The sequence below is a fragment of the Corallococcus praedator genome (genome assembly GCF_003612125.1).
Lineage (GTDB): Bacteria > Myxococcota > Myxococcia > Myxococcales > Myxococcaceae > Corallococcus > Corallococcus praedator.
This window is the reverse complement of the sequence record NZ_RAWI01000204.1, coordinates 1-16552: the sequence shown is the minus strand read 5'-3', so window position 1 is coordinate 16552 and position 16552 is coordinate 1. Positions and strand designations below refer to the sequence as shown.

General features: G+C 70.7%; 13 protein-coding genes and 1 pseudogene. 6 read left to right on the top strand and 8 right to left on the bottom strand.

Features of this window, described 5'->3' with window-relative positions; genetic code table 11:
• Nucleotides 1-123 precede the first annotated feature (123 nt).
• A complete protein-coding gene (locus D7Y13_RS24175; protein ID WP_199732846.1) occupies nucleotides 124-1011 on the top strand; it encodes a ferredoxin reductase domain-containing protein in 888 nt (295 codons plus the stop codon).
• A gap of 121 nt (nucleotides 1012-1132) precedes the next feature.
• Complete coding sequence (locus tag D7Y13_RS24170) at nucleotides 1133-3712, top strand: S8 family serine peptidase (RefSeq protein ID WP_120584610.1); 2580 nt, start codon at nucleotides 1133-1135, stop codon at nucleotides 3710-3712.
• 63 nt (nucleotides 3713-3775) lie between these two features.
• On the opposite strand, the gene D7Y13_RS24165 is transcribed toward D7Y13_RS24170, so the two are convergent.
• The 3 genes from D7Y13_RS24165 to D7Y13_RS24155 all read right to left on the bottom strand — a co-directional run bounded on the left by D7Y13_RS24165 (nucleotide 3776) and on the right by D7Y13_RS24155 (nucleotide 6139).
• The gene (locus tag D7Y13_RS24165) at nucleotides 3776-4615 is read right to left on the bottom strand and encodes an alpha/beta fold hydrolase (protein ID WP_120536081.1); all 840 of its coding nucleotides are present in this window, start codon (nucleotides 4613-4615) and stop codon (nucleotides 3776-3778) included.
• Between the two features lie 46 nt (nucleotides 4616-4661).
• Nucleotides 4662-5465, bottom strand: coding sequence for a class I SAM-dependent methyltransferase (locus D7Y13_RS24160; RefSeq protein WP_120584611.1), 804 nt, complete (start codon nucleotides 5463-5465; stop codon nucleotides 4662-4664).
• 113 nt (nucleotides 5466-5578) lie between these two features.
• Complete coding sequence (locus D7Y13_RS24155) at nucleotides 5579-6139, bottom strand: NifU family protein (protein WP_120584612.1); 561 nt, start codon at nucleotides 6137-6139, stop codon at nucleotides 5579-5581.
• 197 nt (nucleotides 6140-6336) lie between these two features.
• Here D7Y13_RS24155 and D7Y13_RS24150 point away from each other — a divergent pair, with 197 nt between their 5' ends.
• The 4 genes from D7Y13_RS24150 to clpA all read left to right on the top strand — a co-directional run bounded on the left by D7Y13_RS24150 (nucleotide 6337) and on the right by clpA (nucleotide 10682).
• Entirely contained in the window at nucleotides 6337-6780 is a 444-nt protein-coding gene (locus tag D7Y13_RS24150; RefSeq protein WP_120536084.1) for a hypothetical protein, read from the top strand.
• Between the two features lie 66 nt (nucleotides 6781-6846).
• Nucleotides 6847-8007 (top strand): GNAT family N-acetyltransferase, encoded by a 1161-nt coding sequence (locus tag D7Y13_RS24145; protein ID WP_120584613.1) that lies wholly within the window; start codon nucleotides 6847-6849, stop codon nucleotides 8005-8007.
• A gap of 55 nt (nucleotides 8008-8062) precedes the next feature.
• Complete coding sequence (locus tag D7Y13_RS24140; RefSeq protein WP_014399347.1) at nucleotides 8063-8389, top strand: ATP-dependent Clp protease adaptor ClpS; 327 nt, start codon at nucleotides 8063-8065, stop codon at nucleotides 8387-8389.
• A 4-nt stretch (nucleotides 8390-8393) separates the two neighbouring features.
• Nucleotides 8394-10682: an ATP-dependent Clp protease ATP-binding subunit ClpA gene (gene clpA, locus D7Y13_RS24135; protein ID WP_120584614.1), complete on the top strand. Its 2289-nt coding sequence runs from the start codon at nucleotides 8394-8396 to the stop codon at nucleotides 10680-10682.
• Between the two features lie 89 nt (nucleotides 10683-10771).
• On the opposite strand, the gene D7Y13_RS24130 is transcribed toward clpA, so the two are convergent.
• From D7Y13_RS24130 to D7Y13_RS24110, 5 genes and pseudogenes are all read right to left on the bottom strand, one after another.
• On the bottom strand, nucleotides 10772-12388 hold the full coding sequence (locus D7Y13_RS24130; RefSeq protein ID WP_120536087.1) for a methyl-accepting chemotaxis protein: 1617 nt from the start codon (nucleotides 12386-12388) through the stop codon (nucleotides 10772-10774).
• A gap of 103 nt (nucleotides 12389-12491) precedes the next feature.
• Complete coding sequence (locus D7Y13_RS24125) at nucleotides 12492-13556, bottom strand: chemotaxis protein CheB (RefSeq protein WP_120584615.1); 1065 nt, start codon at nucleotides 13554-13556, stop codon at nucleotides 12492-12494.
• A complete protein-coding gene (locus D7Y13_RS24120) occupies nucleotides 13553-15733 on the bottom strand; it encodes a hybrid sensor histidine kinase/response regulator (protein ID WP_120584616.1) in 2181 nt (726 codons plus the stop codon). Before D7Y13_RS24120 ends, D7Y13_RS24125 begins: the two co-directional genes overlap by 4 nt.
• On the bottom strand, nucleotides 15723-16268 hold the full coding sequence (locus D7Y13_RS24115) for a chemotaxis protein CheW (protein WP_120536090.1): 546 nt from the start codon (nucleotides 16266-16268) through the stop codon (nucleotides 15723-15725). Before D7Y13_RS24115 ends, D7Y13_RS24120 begins: the two co-directional genes overlap by 11 nt.
• Nucleotides 16265-16531: pseudogene (locus D7Y13_RS24110) on the bottom strand (CheR family methyltransferase); the annotation flags it as partial. The gene D7Y13_RS24115 and the pseudogene D7Y13_RS24110, both read right to left, overlap by 4 nt.
• Nucleotides 16532-16552 lie beyond the last annotated feature (21 nt).

The window sequence follows — 16552 nt, the reverse complement described above, 5'->3', positions numbered from 1 at the left end:
CCGCCCATCCGTCTACCAGCCAACGCCCACCCCTCCCCCTTGTTCCGGACGGGAGGAAAAATGGAGTGCGGGCGTGGCCCCCACCGCCGCGCGGGCCGCACCCCGCGTGTTATGGGAAGCCCCATGAGCGTCGAAGCCACGCCGTCTCGCGCCAGGAAGCCCGTCGAGTACGAGGCCACCGTCACCGCCGTGCGCATGGAGACGCACGACACGGCGACCCTGCTGCTCGACCTGGGCTCGGGGCCGCTCGACTACAAGGCGGGCCAGTTCCTCAACATCGACCCGCACCAGTTCCCGGCGATTGCCCACCAGTGCGCGTACCTCCAGGAGCAGAAGGGGCGCAAGGAGCCGGCGCGCTCGTACTCGCTCGCCTCCGCGCCGCATGAGCCCCACGTGGCCATCACGGTGAAGGACGAGGAGTTCATCTCCGGCGTCACCCGCTACCCGCCCCTCCTGTCGCCGCTGCTCGTGCACGGCCGCCTCACCGGCGCGCGCATCAAGGTCACGGGCTTCATGGGCCCCTATGTCCTGCCGGACGACGTGACGCAGAAGACGGACCACGTGCTGCACCTGGTCGCGGGCTCCGGCGCGGTGCCCAACTTCGCCATGGTGAAGGACGCGCTGCACCGGGGGCTGAAGCTGCGCCACACCTTCCTCGCGTCCAACAAGACCTGGGGCGACATCCTCTACCGCGAGGAGCTGGCCGCCCTGGAGCGCGCCGCCCCCGACCGCGTGCGCGTGGTGCACACCCTCACCCGCGAGACGGACGAAACGAAGTACGGCCCCCAGGTGCGCAAGGGCCGCGTCAACGAAGCGCTGCTGCACGAGCTCTTGCCAGACCGCGACACCTGCCTCGTCTACGTGTGCGGCCCCGCCATCACCCCGTGGGATCGACGCAAGGCGTTGGAGACGCGCACCCCCGCGACGCCGCGCTTCATGGAGGCCGTCCTGGGCCACCTGCACGCGCTGGACATCCCCGACAAGCGCATCAAGCGCGAGGCGTACGGGTGACGCTCCGCATCAGCACCACCCCGGAAATGCCCGCCTAACCAATATCTCGTGAATATCTCCGGGGGATGGCGTCCTGGGAGTAGCCGGCTCGGCAGGAGCGCGGCCCCAGGAGCACACCCCCATGAAGAAGGCGAAGGCCCAGCCCTTGAAGCTGGCGCTGGTCGTGATGACGTGTACCGCCGCGACGAACGCGGCCGCGGTGAACGTGGACCGTGGCGGTCACCCCCAGGGAGGACCGGCGTCGCTGGCCCCCGCGACGCTCAAGCCGCGCGGCTCGCACGCGTCGCTCAAGCGCACGGTGCGCGCGGCGGACCTCCAGGCCGCGTTCCGCAACCGCATCGAGGTGAAGTTCCGCGAGGGCAGCGGCGTGCGCTCGCGCGGCGGGGAGCTGGCGCTGGAGGCCACCCAGGCCCGTGGCGTGGCGGCCATCGCGGAGCTGGACCGGGTGCGCGCCACGCTGCGCGGCGCCCGTCGCTACGCGGCCATGAAGATGCACCCCTTCACCGAGGACACCGCTGAATTGCTCAGGGCCCAGGGCGAGCGCGGTTCGGGTTCGGAGCTGCCGGATCCGAACCTCTGGTTCTACGTGTACGTGGACGCGGGTTCGGACCAGGAGGTCGCGGACGTCGTCAACGCGCTCAACGCGCTGGACGTGGTGGAGGTGGCCTATCCCTCGCCCCTGCCCGTGCGCTCCGCGGACATGGACGAGCGGAGCGCGGAGTCCTTCGAGGCCTACTGGCGCGAGCACGCGCGCATGGACTGGCCCACGCCGGAGCACCTGCTCTCCTGGGAGCGCGGTGAGAGCGCCCGGACGCTGCTGAACCAGGCCCCGCCCCCGCCTACGGCGGTGGCCGCGCCCACGCCCGCGCTCGGCCCCTCCGGCATGCTGGCCGTCAGCTACGTGGCGGACCAGGACTACGGCGAGGCGGCGCCCATCGGCATCGACACGGACTGGCTGCGGGGCAACTTCTACAACGCCTACGGCAACGGCTGGGGCTACACCGACGCCGAGTACTCGTGGAACTACTGGCACCAGGACCTGACCCAGTTGACGGGCGCGGTGCTCGTCAACGGCCAGCCCCACGCCAGCGCGGCGGTGCTGGGCAACCGCAACCACGGCACGTCCGTGATTGGCGTGCTCAGCAGTGACACCAACGCCTTCGGCACCACCGGCCTGGTAAACGGCGCCCAGGTGCGCCTGTCCACCGAGTGGCCCACCACCGGCTACAACCGCGCCTCCGCCATCTACGCGGCGTCCAACCAGTTCTGGGCGGGCGCCGTCATCCTGCTGGAGATGCAGGGGGCCTCCACCTTCGACTGCAACGGCGACGGCGTCGTCAACGCGGACTATGTCCCCGCCGAGTACGTCCCGGCCGTGCGCGACGCCGTGAAGCTGGCCACCGCCAATGGCCGCATCGTCGTGGCGGCCGGCGGCAACGGAAACTGCAACCTGGACCTCGCGGGCTTCGGGGGCTACTTCAGCACCACCGACGCGACGAAGGACTCGGGCGCCATCATCGTGGGCGCGGGTGAGAAGCTCACGCGCAACAAGGCGTCCTTCTCCACCTACGGCAACCGCGTGGACACGCAGGCGGAAGGCGACTTCAAGATCGTCACCACCGGCTACGGCGACAAGTACTCCGCCGAAGGCGAGAACCTCTTCTACACGTCCACCTTCTCCGGCACGTCCGGCGCGTCGCCCATCGTCACCAGCGCCACGGTGGCGCTGTCCGGGGCGATGTACCTGCGCTACGGCGGCTACTACCACCCGAAGGAGATGCGCGACCTCTTGCGCCGCGACGGCACGCCCCAGGCGACCGGCGGGAAGATTGGACCGCGCCCGGACCTGCGCAAGCAGATCTCCCACATGCAGAACCGCTACCCGGCCATGCACTCCTCGGACTTCGACGGTGACGGCCGCAGCGACTACGCGGTGTGGCGGCCCAGCACCGGCGTGTGGAACATCCGCTACTCCTCCACCGGCCTGACGCAGTCCATCCAGTGGGGCCAGCAGGATGACGTCCCGGTGCCCGCGGACGTGACGGGGGACGCGCGCGCGGAGCTCGTCGTGTGGCGTCCGAGCACCGGCATGTGGCTGGTGCGCAAGTGGGACGGCACCACGCAGGCCACCCAGTGGGGCGTGCTGGGCGACATCCCGGTGCCCCTGGACTTCACGGGCGACAAGAAGGCGGAGTTCGTCGTCTACCGCCCCCCGTACGTCGGCGGCACCGCGGAGGGCCAGTGGATCATCCGCTACGCCAACGGCACGTACGCCGTCTACAACTGGGGCGCGGTGGGTGACGTGCCCATCGCGCGCGACTTCGACGGCGACGGCTACGAGGACCTCACGGTGTACCGGCCGAACACCGGCCAGTGGATCATCCGCTTCTTCAGCGGCAGCTCCGTCGTCCACACGCTGGGCAGTTGGAGCGACGTGCCGGTGCCCTACAAGGCGTCCAACCAGTGGAACCTGGCGGTGTGGAACCCCACCACCGGCATCTTCACCACGAAGAACATCCACGGCGGCGGAACGGCCACCGCGCAGTGGGGCCTGCCCGGTGACATCCCGCGCTTTGGCGACACCAACCTGGACGGCACCGACGAGTACATCGTCTGGAGGCCCGCGGTGGGCACCTGGTACAACGCCCAGTTCGGCGGCGTGCAGTGGGGCCTGCCCGGCGACATCGCCCTGTCGCGGTAGTCCTCACGCGAAGCAGCAGCAACACGGCGGGCGGCCCCTTCTTCACGAAGGGCCGCCCGTCGTTCATTTCTCCGGAGGCAGGTGCTCCAGGAACGCGAGCACGCGCTCGGCCGTCTCACGCGGCTGCTCCAGCGGGAACAGGTGGGACGCGAGCGGCAGCACGTCACACTTCGCCAGGGGCAGCTCCCGCTCCACCCGGGCCAGCGCCGCGGGCAGCAGCGTGTCCGACTTCTCCCCGCGCAGCACCAGCGTCGGCGCGGCGTTGGCGCGGATGAGCTTCCAGGGGTCCGCGGGGAAGGTCTCGAAGATGCGGGCCTCCCACTCGCGCGGGATCCGCAGCTTGAAGTCGCCCTCCGGCGTCGGCACCAGCCCGTGGGTGATGTAGTCGTTGAAGCAGTCCGCGTCCCAGTCTCGGAACAGCTTGCGCTCCCGGTACGCGTCGGCGGCCTCCTGGCGCGTCGGCCACCGGTCCCGCCTGCGCAGCGCGCCCTGCACGATGGCGGTGCGGTCCATGCGGCCCAGCAGCTTCAGCAGGCGCACCGCCCACGCGCGCGTGCCGGTGATGAGCACCGGATCCAACGCCACCACCGCGCGGAACAGGCCGGGGTTCGCGGCGGACGCCATCAGCGTGCTCGCCCCGCCCACGCTGTGGCCCACGCCCAGCACGCCCGAGCGGCCCCGCGCCTTGAGCTCGCGCGCCAGGTCGTCGCCCAGCTCGCTCCAGTTGGTGAGCCGCTTCGGATCCTCGTCCGGATTCAAGGGGCGCGTGCGCAGCGACACCACGTGGTAGCGCGTCGCCAGCCGGGCGAAGAGCTTGCGGTACGTCTCCGGGGGAAAACCGTTCGCACAGGCGAAGTGCAGGAGCGGTCCCGTGCCGCCCCAGTCATCCAGCTCCAAGGCCATGCCCCTTCCCGACAGAAGCTCCCGCCTCAAGTACGGCGGGGAAGCCTCACGCCTGACTTTCGCCCGACTCCGGCCCTGGCTCCACGACGGGTTCCACTTCTGGACCTTCCGACGACTCCACCGCCCCCGTCGTCGCGGGGGTGATGCCCAACAGGCGCGTCAGCCGGGGCTGGACGCCCGTCTCCGCGAGCAGCGCCTGGAGCTGGAGCTTCGCGCGCCGGTTGTCCCGGTGCACGCGCCGCCCGAGGATCAGCTCGTTCTTCAGCGAGTGCTCCCACCCGGTCAGCTCCGTCACCGTCACCTGGTAGCCGAACGACTCCAGCGTCAGCGCGCGGATGACGTTGGTCAGGTGCGAGCCGAACTCGCGCCGGTGCATGGGGTGCTGGAAGAGCAGGGAGATGGAGCCTGCGGGCTTCGCGCGCTTCTCCTTCAGCTGCGCGGCCACCTCCGCCTGACAGCACGGCACCACCGCCACGTGGTCCGCGCCGTGCTTGATGGCGGCCACCAGCGCGTCGTCCGTGGCGGTGTCGCACGCGTGCAGCGCCATCAGCACGTGGATGCGCTCGGGGTACTGGGCCGCATCGATGTGCGCTGTCTGGAAGCGCATCCGGTCGAAGTGCAGCCGCTCCGCGCGGCCCTTCGCCCGTTCGGTCAGCTCCGGGCGGCCTTCGATGGACAACAGCTCCCCGGCCTGCGCGTCCTTGAGGAACAGCTCGTAGACGACGAAGCCCAGGTAGGCGTTGCCGCTGCCGGCGTCCACCACGACGGGGTTCGGGTGGCGGGCCTGCACGTCGTCCATCGCGGGGCGCAACAGGCCCACCAGGTGGTTGACCTGCTTGAGCTTGCGCAGCGCGTCCGCGTTGAGGTGCCCCTCGCGCGTGAGCAGGTGCAGCTCCCGCAGGAGGGCCTGGGACTGGTCCGGAAGCAGCTCCTTGCGGACCTGCGGCGCCTTGACGTTGCGCCTCAGACGGACACCACTTCCAGCACTTCGGGGATGGCCTCACGCAGGCGGCCCTCGATGCCCATCTTCAGCGTCGCCGTGGACGACGGGCAGCCCGCGCACGAACCCTTCATGTGCAGGTAGACGATGCCTTCCTCGAAGCGATCCAACGTGATGTCGCCGCCGTCCTGGGCCACCGCCGGGCGGATCTCCTCGTCCAGGATGGTCTGGATGCGCTGCTCCACGGAGCCGTCCTGCGACGACGTCTGGCGTGACGCCGCGAGCGCGGCCTCGTCCACCACGGGCAGGCCTTCGGTGAGGTGCGTGTCCAGCGTGGACATCACGGAGTCGTTGAGCTCGTCCCACTCACCGGAGTCGCCCTTCGTCACGGTGACGAAGTTGGTGCCGAGCATCACCGCGGTGACGCCCTGGATGTCCATCAGCCGCAGGGCCAGGGGCGACTTCGCCTCCGCGTCACCCCGGTTGGTGAAGTTCACGGCGCCACCGCCCAGCAGCTTGCGGTCCACCACGTACTTCAACGTGCTGGGGTTGGGGGTCCACTCGAGCTGGATGTTCACGGACATTCTGTTCTCCCGACGAAAGTCTGCTTCCTCTAAGGCGCGCCGGGCCCCATAGCAACCTGTCCGGCTGTCAGGCAAACGCGCCGCGTGGTCCATTCACTCCGGATGCGGCCTGGAGCTTCTTTCCGATGTAAGACACCGGGTCCCCACTTTTCGGGTCCCGTCCTTCCCTTCCCTGCCCTGCTGGCGAGGTTCCCCCCATGTCCGCCTTCCCGCCGCGCCTTGCCCACCTCGCCACCCGGGCCGTGGTGGTGGCCAAGCTGGGCCCCACCTACGCCGAGGCCCACCGCCTGGACGCCGAGGAATCCGCCCAGCGCCTCTCCACCGCGCTCTCCGGACGCCTGCTGACGGCCCTGCTGGAGGCCACGTGGACCCAGATGCTCGGCAAGACAAAACGTCTCACCGAGGATGGCCTGCTGGAGAAGGTGGCCGCCACCCTGGGCGACCGGCCCCAGCGTCCGGGCAAGGTCGCGCCCACGACGCCCGGCTGGAGCGCCTTCCTGGTGATGGTGGACCTGGAGGCGGGCACGGCCAGCGACGCGGCGCGCCGGGTGATGGAATCCGACGAGGGACGCAAGCGCGCGGCCGCCGGGCTCGCGGAGGTCGCGGGCTTCCTCGCCACGGAGCTGACGCGCGGCAAATAGGCCCTGCCAGGCGGGCGTGGCGGCAGGCGTCACACGACGTTATAGGCTGGCGCTCGCGCTCCACCCATGTCCGCCCCGCTTCCCACCACGCTGCGCCTGCTCACGTCCATCACCGACGTCCCCCAGACGGCCTGGGACGCGCTGGTGGACGCAGGCTCCATGCCCTTCCTGGAGTGGGCCTTCCTGGCCGCCCTGGAGGAGAGCGGCACCGTGGTGCCCGAGCGCGGCTGGCACCCCCGCCACCTCACCCTCTGGAGGGGCTCCCGGCTGGTGGCCGCCGCGCCCGCGTACCTGAAGGACGACAGCCACGGCGAGTTCGTCTTCGACGCCGCCTGGGCCACCGCCGCCGAGCGCGCCGGCCTGCGCTACTACCCCAAGCTGGTGCTCGCCGTGCCCTTCACCCCCGCCACCGGCCGCCGCGTGCTGGTGGCCCCCGGCGAGGACCGGCCCACGCGCGAGGCGGAGCTGTACAGCGCCGCCCTGGAGTACGCCCGCGCGGAGGGGCTCTCCAGCGTCCACGTCCTCTTCCCCACCCCTGAGGAGCTGCCCGTCCTGGAGGCCCAGGGCTACGCGGTGCGCCTGGGTGTGCAGTACCAGTGGACCAACGCGGGCTACCGGACGTTCGACGACTTCCTTGGCCGCTTCCACTCCAAGCGGCGGCACCAGCTCAAGCGTGAGCTGGCCGCGCCCGAGGCCCAGGGCATCACCTTCCGCACCCTGAGGGGCGAGGCCCTGGAGGAGCTGGACCCGGCGAGCGCCTACCGGCTCTACGTCACCACGGTGGATCGCTACCCCTGGGGTGTGCGCTCGCTGACCCCGGACTTCTTCGCCCGGCTGCTCGGGCGCTTCCGGCACCGGTGTGAGTTCGTGGAGGCCTGGCGGGAAGGCCGGAGGGTGGCGGGCGCGTTCAATTTCGTCGGGCCGCGCACGCTGTTCGGCCGTTATTGGGGAGCGCTCGAGGAGCACCCGTTCCTGCACTTCAATGTCTGCCTCTACCAACCGGTGGCGGCGTGCATCGCGCGGGGGCTGGAGCGCTTCGAGCCAGGGGCCGGGGGAGAGCACAAGCTCACCCGGGGATTCGAGCCGCACCTCACGTACAGTGCGCATCTCTTCCTTCACCCCGGGATGGACCGGGCGGTGCGCGGCTTCCTGGCGCACGAGCGGGCGGCCGTGGAGAGCGGCCTGCCACTCTGGTGGGCGGAGACGGGTTTCAAGGAGCGGGTCTGAAGTTCTGGAGGCCCGCCGTGGTTCGCGAAGGCAAGGCAAGGGAGTCCGCAAGCCCATGGCGCAGAAGCACCAACATGATGACGGCCAGGTCGTCACGGAGGCCGTCCCCAAGCAGAAGCTGAAGAGGCCGACGCTCTACAAGGTCCTCCTGCACAACGACAACTACACCACGCGGGAGTTCGTGGTGGCCGTGCTCAAGGAGATCTTCCACAAGTCGGAGACGGATGCCGTGCAGATCATGATGCACGTTCATTACAACGGCATCGGAGTGGCGGGCGTTTATACCTACGACGTCGCCGAGACGAAGCTCAAGACAGTGGAGGCCGCGGCGCGGGACAACGGGTTCCCCCTGCGGCTGTCCATGGAACCCGAGGAAGGCTGAAACCGTGGCAGGACCATCGATTGCCAAAGAGTTGCAGGCCAGCTTCCGCACCGCGCTCGACGAGGCGCGGAAGATGCGCCACGAGTACCTGACGCTGGAGCACCTGCTCCTGGCCCTCACCCGTGACTCGCGCACCCGCGAGGTGCTCAAGTCCTGCGGCGCGAACGTCAAGCGCCTGCAGGAGAACCTGACCTCCTTCCTGGAGGAGACGGTCGAACGGCTGCCCGACGACGTGGACGCCGAGCCGCAGCAGACCATCGGCGTGGAGCGCGTGCTCCACCGCGCCGCCATGCACGCCCTGTCCGCCGAACAGAAGTACATCGACGGGGGCGACGTGCTGGTCGCCATGTTCCGCGAGGAGGAGAGCCAGGCGCTCTTCCTGCTCCAGCAGGAGGGCGTCACCCGCCTGGACCTGCTCAACTTCATCTCCCACGGCATCAGCAAGGACGGCGAGTCCGACGGCGCGACGGACAGCAAGGGCGCGCCCGCCGGGGATGACGACGACGGCGAGTCCTCGCGCAAGAGCCCGCTGGAAGCGTACGCCGTGCAGCTCAACGCGGAGGCGAAGGCGGGCCGTATCGACCCGCTCATCGGCCGCGACAAGGAGCTGGAGCGCACCATCCAGGTGCTCTGCCGCCGCCGCAAGAACAACCCGCTCTACGTGGGTGAGGCCGGCGTGGGCAAGACGGCCATCGCGGAGGGCCTGGCGCTCCACATCACCGAAGGCCGCGTGCCGGCCGCGTTGAAGGACGCGGTCGTCTACTCGCTGGACATGGGCGCGCTGCTGGCGGGCACCAAGTTCCGCGGCCAGTTCGAGGAGCGCCTGAAGGGTGTGCTCAAGGCGTTGCAGGAGCTGCCGGACGCCATCCTCTTCATCGACGAGATCCACACCATCGTCGGTGCCGGGGCCACGAGCGGCGGGTCCATGGACGCGTCCAACCTGCTCAAGCCCGCGCTGGCGTCGGGCCGGTTGCGCTGCATCGGGTCCACGACGTTCCAGGAGTTCAAGGCGTCCTTCGAGCGCGACCGCGCGCTGTCCCGCCGCTTCCAGAAGATCGAAGTGGACGAGCCCAGCGTGGAGGACACCATCAAGGTCCTGGAGGGCCTGCGAAGCCGCTACGAGGAGCACCACCACGTGAAGTACGGCGAGGGTGCGCTCCAGGCGGCGGCGGAGCTGGCGGCCAAGCACATCAACGACCGGTTCCTGCCGGACAAGGCCATCGACGTCATCGACGAGTCGGGCGCGGCCGAGCGGCTGAAGCCGGACGGGGTGCGCACGGGCGTCGTCAGCGCGCACGACGTGGAGCAGGTCGTCTCCAAGATGGCGAAGATTCCGGCCAAGAGCGTGTCCGCCAGCGAGGGCGTGCAGATCCAGAACCTCGACAAGGAGCTCAAGGGCGTCATCTTCGGCCAGGACAAGGCCATTGAAGAGATGGTCAGCGCCATCAAGCTGTCGCGCTCCGGCCTGCGTGCGCCGGAGAAGCCCATTGGCAGCTTCCTCTTCTCCGGCCCCACGGGCGTGGGCAAGACGGAGCTGGCCAAGCAGCTGGCGCAGAGCCTGGGCGTGGAGTTCCTGCGCTTCGACATGAGCGAGTACTCGGAGAAGCACACGGTGAGCCGGCTCATCGGCGCGCCCCCGGGCTACGTGGGCTTCGACCAGGGCGGTCTGCTCACGGACGCCGTGCGCAAGCACCCGTACGCGGTGCTGGTGCTGGATGAAATCGAGAAGGCCCACCCGGACCTCTTCAACATCCTGCTCCAGGTGATGGACCACGCGACGCTCACCGACAACAACGGTCGCAAGGCGGACTTCCGCAACATCATCCTCATCCTGACCACGAACGCGGGCGCGCAGGAGATGAGCACCAAGGCCATGGGCTTCGGTGACACCAGCGTGGTGGTGGACGGCTCGCGGGCGAAGAAGGCCATCGAGCGCACCTTCACGCCGGAGTTCCGCAACCGGCTGGACGGCTGGATTCTGTTCTCCGGCCTGCCCCCGGAGGTCATCCTCAAGGTCGTGGACAAGGAAGTGCGCCTGCTCCAGAAGGTGCTCGACGAGAAGAAGGTCAAGCTGGAGCTCACGCCCGCCGCCCGCGCGTGGCTGGCGGAGCACGGCTACGACCCGGCCTTCGGCGCGCGCCCCATGGCGCGGCTGGTGGACAGCTCGCTCAAGAAGCAGCTCGCGGAGGCCCTGCTGTTCGGCGCCCTCAAGGGCGGCGGCGTCGCCCGCTTCGACGTGGTGGATGACGCGCTGAAGCTCGTCACCGAGTCCGCCGTGGCCGTCCCCGCTTAAGCGCGCGGACCGGCTGAAACACCGAGGCCCCGGGCTCCCCCTTGAAGGGAACTCGGGGCCTTCGTGTTTCCGGCGGCTGGCGTTTGCGACTACTCCTTCTTCGCTTCGACCTTGTACGCGCCCACGGCGTTGGAGAGCTGCTCGGAGATGATTTGAAGCGTGGTGGCCGCCTCACCGGTGGACCCGATGCGGGCCACGGTGTCGTCCATCATCCGGGACAGGTCGTTCACCGCGAGGGTGATCTGATTGATGCCCACGTTCTGCTGATTCACGGCGGCGGCGATCTGCCGGACGGCGGCGGCGTTGTCCTGGACGATGGAGGACAGCTCGCGCAGGTTCTGCCCGCTGGTGCGCACCTGCTCCAGGCCCGCCTCCATGCGCTCCGCGCCGCGCTCGGTGATGCGCACCGCGGCGGTGACGGAGTTGGCGATGTCGTCCAGCAGCTCCCGCACCCGCGTGGTGGCCTGGATGGACTGGTCCGCCAGCGCGCGGATTTCGCGGGCCACGACGCTGAAGCCCTTGCCGTGCTCGCCGGAGCGCACCGCCTCGATGGCCGCGTTGAGCGCGAGCATGTTGGACTGGTCCGCCAGGTCCTTCACCGTCTGGGTGATGCCGCCAATCTGACGGGTGCGCTCGCCCAGCTCCAGAATCTTCTCCGCGATCTCCCCCACCTGCGCGCGGATGTCGTTGAGGCCCGCCATCGTCTGCTCGATGGAGGCCTCGCCCGCCTTGGCCAGGGTGTCGGCGCGCTCGGCCACGCTGAGCACGCTCTCCGCCTTCTGCGCGGCCAGCGTGGAGGTCTGCTTGATCTCCTGCGCCGTCACCTGCGTCTCCTGCAGCGCGGCGGCCTGGCGCGAGATGGTCTGCGCCTGCTCCGTGGAGGAAGCGTTGAGGTGGTCGGTGGACTGGGTGAGCGCGGTGGCCGCGTGCTGGAGGTTGATGGTGACTTCGCGCAGCTTGCCCACCATCTGCGAGAAGGACCTGGACAGCCGTCCCACCTCGTCGTTGCCCCGCAGCGTGATGGGACGGGTGAGGTCGCCGGACTCCACGATGTGGCCCGCCACGGACGTGAGCTCCGCCAGGGGCCGCACGATGCTCCGGCCGAACAGCGCCGCCACCACGATGCCGCACAGCTCCAGGAGCACCGCGAACAGCAGCATCCGCCAGCGCAGCACGGCCACCTTCGCGTCGATGTACTCGCGCGCCATGCCCACGTGCACGGTGCCCAGGCGGCCCTGCGCCACGGGCGCCGCCACGTCCACGCCCACCAGCGTCCTGCCGCCGCGCTCCAGGCGCACCTCGGGGACGACGCGCAGGCCGTCCTTGCCCACCGAGGCCGGGGCCTCGGTGGCGACCGTCAGCGCTTCCGGAAAGCCGCCCCGGAAGGTGTGCACCAGCACCTTGCCGGCCGCGTCCTGGATGAAGAGGTACGCCAGGTCGTCGCGCCCCATGAAGGGGTCCAACAGGGGCTGGAGCGACGGCATCCGCGCGGCCATCCCCTGCTCCGCGGCGATGGACAGGCCCAGCGCCACGGCCTGACCTTCGATGACGTGGCGCTCCTCCAGGTTGGATTCCAGCTGCTTCGTGGCGATGAACGTGAGCAGCAGGGCCACGGTGGCGCTGATGACCGCCGTGACGAGCACGAACTTCGGCGCGAGCCCGAGCCCACGCAGGAGGGAGATGTTGGGCGGAGCGGTCGGCGTCACGGGAGCACTCCCTGGACAACGCGTTCAGACGGCCGGCCGCCAGGCGCCAGCCGCCAGGGACAACGCACGGGGGCGCGGTTTGTTGGCGACAGGCACGGAGGACTCATCGGAGGCCGCCATCCGGGGGACGGCCGGGCCGGAACGTCGGCCGCTGGCAGCTCTGGAGGATGAGGTCCGCCACCGCCGACAGGGGCACCCCGCCGTCGGTGGCCTTCAGCTCCAGCGCGGCGCGCGGCATGCCGTAGACGACGCTCGACGCCTCGTCCTGCGCGAAGGTGACGCCCCCGGCGGTGCGGATGGCCAGAAGGCCCCGCGCGCCGTCCTCGCCCATGCCGGTGAGGACCCCGCCGCCACAGCGCCGGCCATACGCCGCCGCCAGCGAGTGCAGGAGCACGTCCCCGTTGGGGCACGGCCCGCCCTGGGAGCGCTGCAGCCGGGCCAGCCCCGCGCTGTCCACCAGCAGGTCATGGCCATCCAGCGGGAAGTACACGCGGCCCGGCGCCAGCTGCTCGCCGTCGCGCGCCATGGTGACGTTGAGCGAGCACACCTGCGACAGCCAGCGCACCATGCCCTGCGTGAAGCCCACCGTGATGTGCTGGGCGATGAGCACCGGCACCGGCAGGTCCTTGGGCAGCTTGGAGAGCACCTCCGCCAGCGCGGGAGGACCGCCGGTGGAGGCGACCAGGCCGAAGACGTCCACCCGCGCCCCGGTGGGCATGGGCAGGGGCAGCGTGGCGCGCGGGCGGCGGGAGATGACGGGCACCTCCGCCATCAGGCACACCGAGTGGGCCAGCTCCCGGCCCCACTTGCGCAGCTCGTCCGCGTTGGTGACGTTGGGCTTGCCGATGAGCTCCAGCGCCCCGGCGCTCATGGCCTGGAAGCCCAGGTCCACGCCCCGCTGCTCCGCCACGGCGCTCACGACCAGGATGCGCGCGGGCGCCTGGGACATGATGTGGCCGATGGCCGCCGGGCCGTCCAGGCCGGGCAACAGCAGGTCCATGGTGATGACGTCCGGACGCAGCAGGCGCGCGAGCTGCACGGCGCGGTTGCCATCCGCCGCCCGGCCCACGACCTCGATGCGAGGCTCCTCCGTGAGCAGGGCGGTGAGCGTGCTGGCCATGGTGGGCGAATCGTCCACCACGAGCACGCGAATCTTCTTCGTGCTCAAGCGCGGCTCCCTCGGCGGCTCATCACGTCCAGCACTTCAGCGAGCAGGCGGCCCGCGGCGCATTCGCGCTTGCTCAAGAAGCCATCCGCGCCGGACTCCAGCCCCCGCTCGCGCGCGGACGGGCTGTCGTGCGCGGACACCAGGATGACCGGCAGCGTGCGCGTCTCCTTCTTCTCGCGCAGCCGCGCGATGAGCTCCGTGCCGTCCATCTCTTCCATGTCCAGGTCGCAGATGACGACGTCGTAGGTGTCCGCGGCCAGCCGCTCCAGCGCCCGGGGCCCGCTGGCCGCCAGGTGCACCTGGAAGCCGCCGGCCTCCAGGCTCGCCCGGTGCAGCGCTCGCGCGGTGAGCGAGTCGTCCACCACCAGCGCCCGCCGGCTGCCCGCCGACACCGTCACCTTCTCCGAATCCGACACCACCCAGTCCGGCCGGAGGATGAGCAGCAGCTCGCCGCGGCTGAGCGTCGCCGCGCCCTGCCAGGCCGCCACGTCGCGCACCTCCGAGGGCAGCGGGCGGATGACCAGGTCCCGGTCCCCCACCACCGCGTCCACCACCAGCGCCACGCGCTTGCCACCGCTCTGGACGATGAGCAGCGGCTGGCCCTCCGCGGGAGGCGCGGACGCGCGCAGGCCCAGCCGCGCGCCCAGGTCCACCACCGGCAGCAGCTGCCCCAGGTGCTCCAGGTGCGCCCGGCGCTTGCCCAGGCGCAGCGAATCCGCGCGCGCCAGCTGCGTGGACTCCACCGCCAACATGGGCAGGCCCACGAACTGCTCCAGCGCGCGCACCATCAGCACCGGGGAGCTGCCCAGGTCCACCGGCAGCGTCAGCACGAAGCGCGTGCCCTGCCCGCGCGTGCTGGCCACCTCGATGCGGCCCTGCAGCGACTCCACCGTGGCGCGCACCGCGTCCAGGCCCACGCCGCGCCCGGAGGTGTCCGTCACGTCCGCGCGGGTGCTGAAGCCCTCGCTGAAGATGAGGTCGCGCACCTGGTTGTCGTTGAAGCGCACGATTTCATCCGCCGTCACCAGCCCGCGCTTCTCCGCCACCCGGCGCACCGCCTGCAGGTCGATGCCGCGCCCGTCGTCGCTCGCCTCCAGGTAGAGCAGGTTGCCCTGCTGCTCCACGCGCAGCGTGAGCGCCCCCTCGTGGTGCTTGCCGGCCTTCTCGCGCTCGGCGGGCATCTCCAGGCCGTGGTCCACGGCGTTGCGCAGCAGGTGCACGAGCGCGCCCTGGAGCTTCTCCAGGAGGCGCCGGTCCAACGACACCTCCGCGCCCACCACCGACAGCCGCGCCTCCTTGCCCAGCTGGCGCGACAGGTCGCGCACCATGCGCTGCAGGGGCTCCAGGATGGTGCGCGTGGGGCGCGTGGTGATGGCCTTGAGGCCGTCCTCCAGCGCGTCCACGATGTCGCTCGTCTCCTCGCCGTCGGTGCGCAGCGAACGGCCCGTGCCGGACAAGAGCGTGCGCGCCTCCGCCGTCTCCGCCAGCAGGCCCTGCTTCGCGAGCAGCGTGGACACCCGCTCCAGCTCCCGGCTGCGCTCCTCCACCCGCAGGCGCACTTCCCGCAGGCGCTCCACCTCGCGCATCAGGGACGTCACCTGCCGCGCGCTCACGCGCCAGCCCGCGTCCGTGGACTCGCCCTGATGGTCCGGCGTCGGCGGCCCGCCCGCGGAGCCCTGCGACGCGGTCTGCGCCCCGGTGTCCACGGACGTCTGGGGCACGGGCACCACCTGCGCGAAGGCCCCTCCCGGCAGCGCGGCGGCGGCCTCCGGCGGCGGCGCGGACGCGACCAGCTGGGCCAGCGCGGCGGCGGGGTCCGGCAGCAATTCTCCCCGGCCATCCGCGTGCGCCTGCGCGCGCAGCATGAACAGGTCCAACCCGTGCAGCAGGATGTCCACCACCGGGCGCGGCATCTTCTGCGTGGTGGCCTTCAGCGGCGCCAGCGCGTCTTCCAGCTTGTGGGCGATGTCGCCCAGGTCCTGGAGGCCCAGCGACGCGGCGCTGCCCTTCAGCGTGTGCAGGTGCCGGCCCAGCCGGATGTAGATCTTCGCGAGCGCGTCGTTCTCCAGGCCCTCGCGCTCCAGCTCCAGCAGGTCCATGGTGACCTTCTGGATGACCTCCTGGGCCTCGATGGCGAAGCCGGCCACCAGGGGCTGCAGCATCGGATCAACGGCCATGGCGCACCCCCGCATCCGGCGCGGAGAAGAGGCGCTTCGGATCGATGAGGTGGATGAGCTGACGGTCGTGGGTGAAGACCTCCATCACCGGCCCCTCGGCCCGGACCCTCGCGGCCTCCACCGACGCGAGCGACAGCGTGGTGGGGCGCGGAATGGCCTCGCAGTCCAGCGCGCACAATTCGCCATCCCCCCGGTCCACCACCAGCAGCACGGCCGGGTCCTGCCGCCAGCCGTGGCCGCCCAGCAGCGACGCCAGGCTCAGCGCGGACAGCACCTGGCCCTGGAATCTCAGCACGCCGATGACGGCGGGCTCCGACAGCGGCACGGGCGTCACCATGCGCAGCGGCAGCGCGGCGCGCAGCGACTCCAGGGGCAGCGCGTAGCGCTCCTCGCCCAGGGGGAACTCGGCGATCCAGTGGACCGCCTCCTCCACGGACGACTCGCCCTGCTCGCGCAGGCGCGCGGCCCGGCGCGCGAGCAGATCGCGCGTCTCCTCCTCCAGGGCCTCGTCCACCATCCGCGGCGTCCCCTTCATTCCAGCGCCCCCAGATTCAGGTAGGCGTCAGCGGACGCCAGATAGAAGCGCGCAGGCAGCGCCTCCGGTCCATCCACCAGCTCGTCCGGCGGCAGTTGTCCCGCCCGCGAGCGCAGGGCGCGCATCAACGGGAAGGCCGCGTCCCGGGCCCCGGCGCGCTCGCGCAGCAGCGCCAGCTCCAGGAGGCCCGGCAGGTAGTCCGGCGCCTGCTTCACGAGCAGCTCCAGCACCGCGGTCGCTCCGGACACGTTGCCTTCTTCAATGCCTGTCTCCTATACACATCT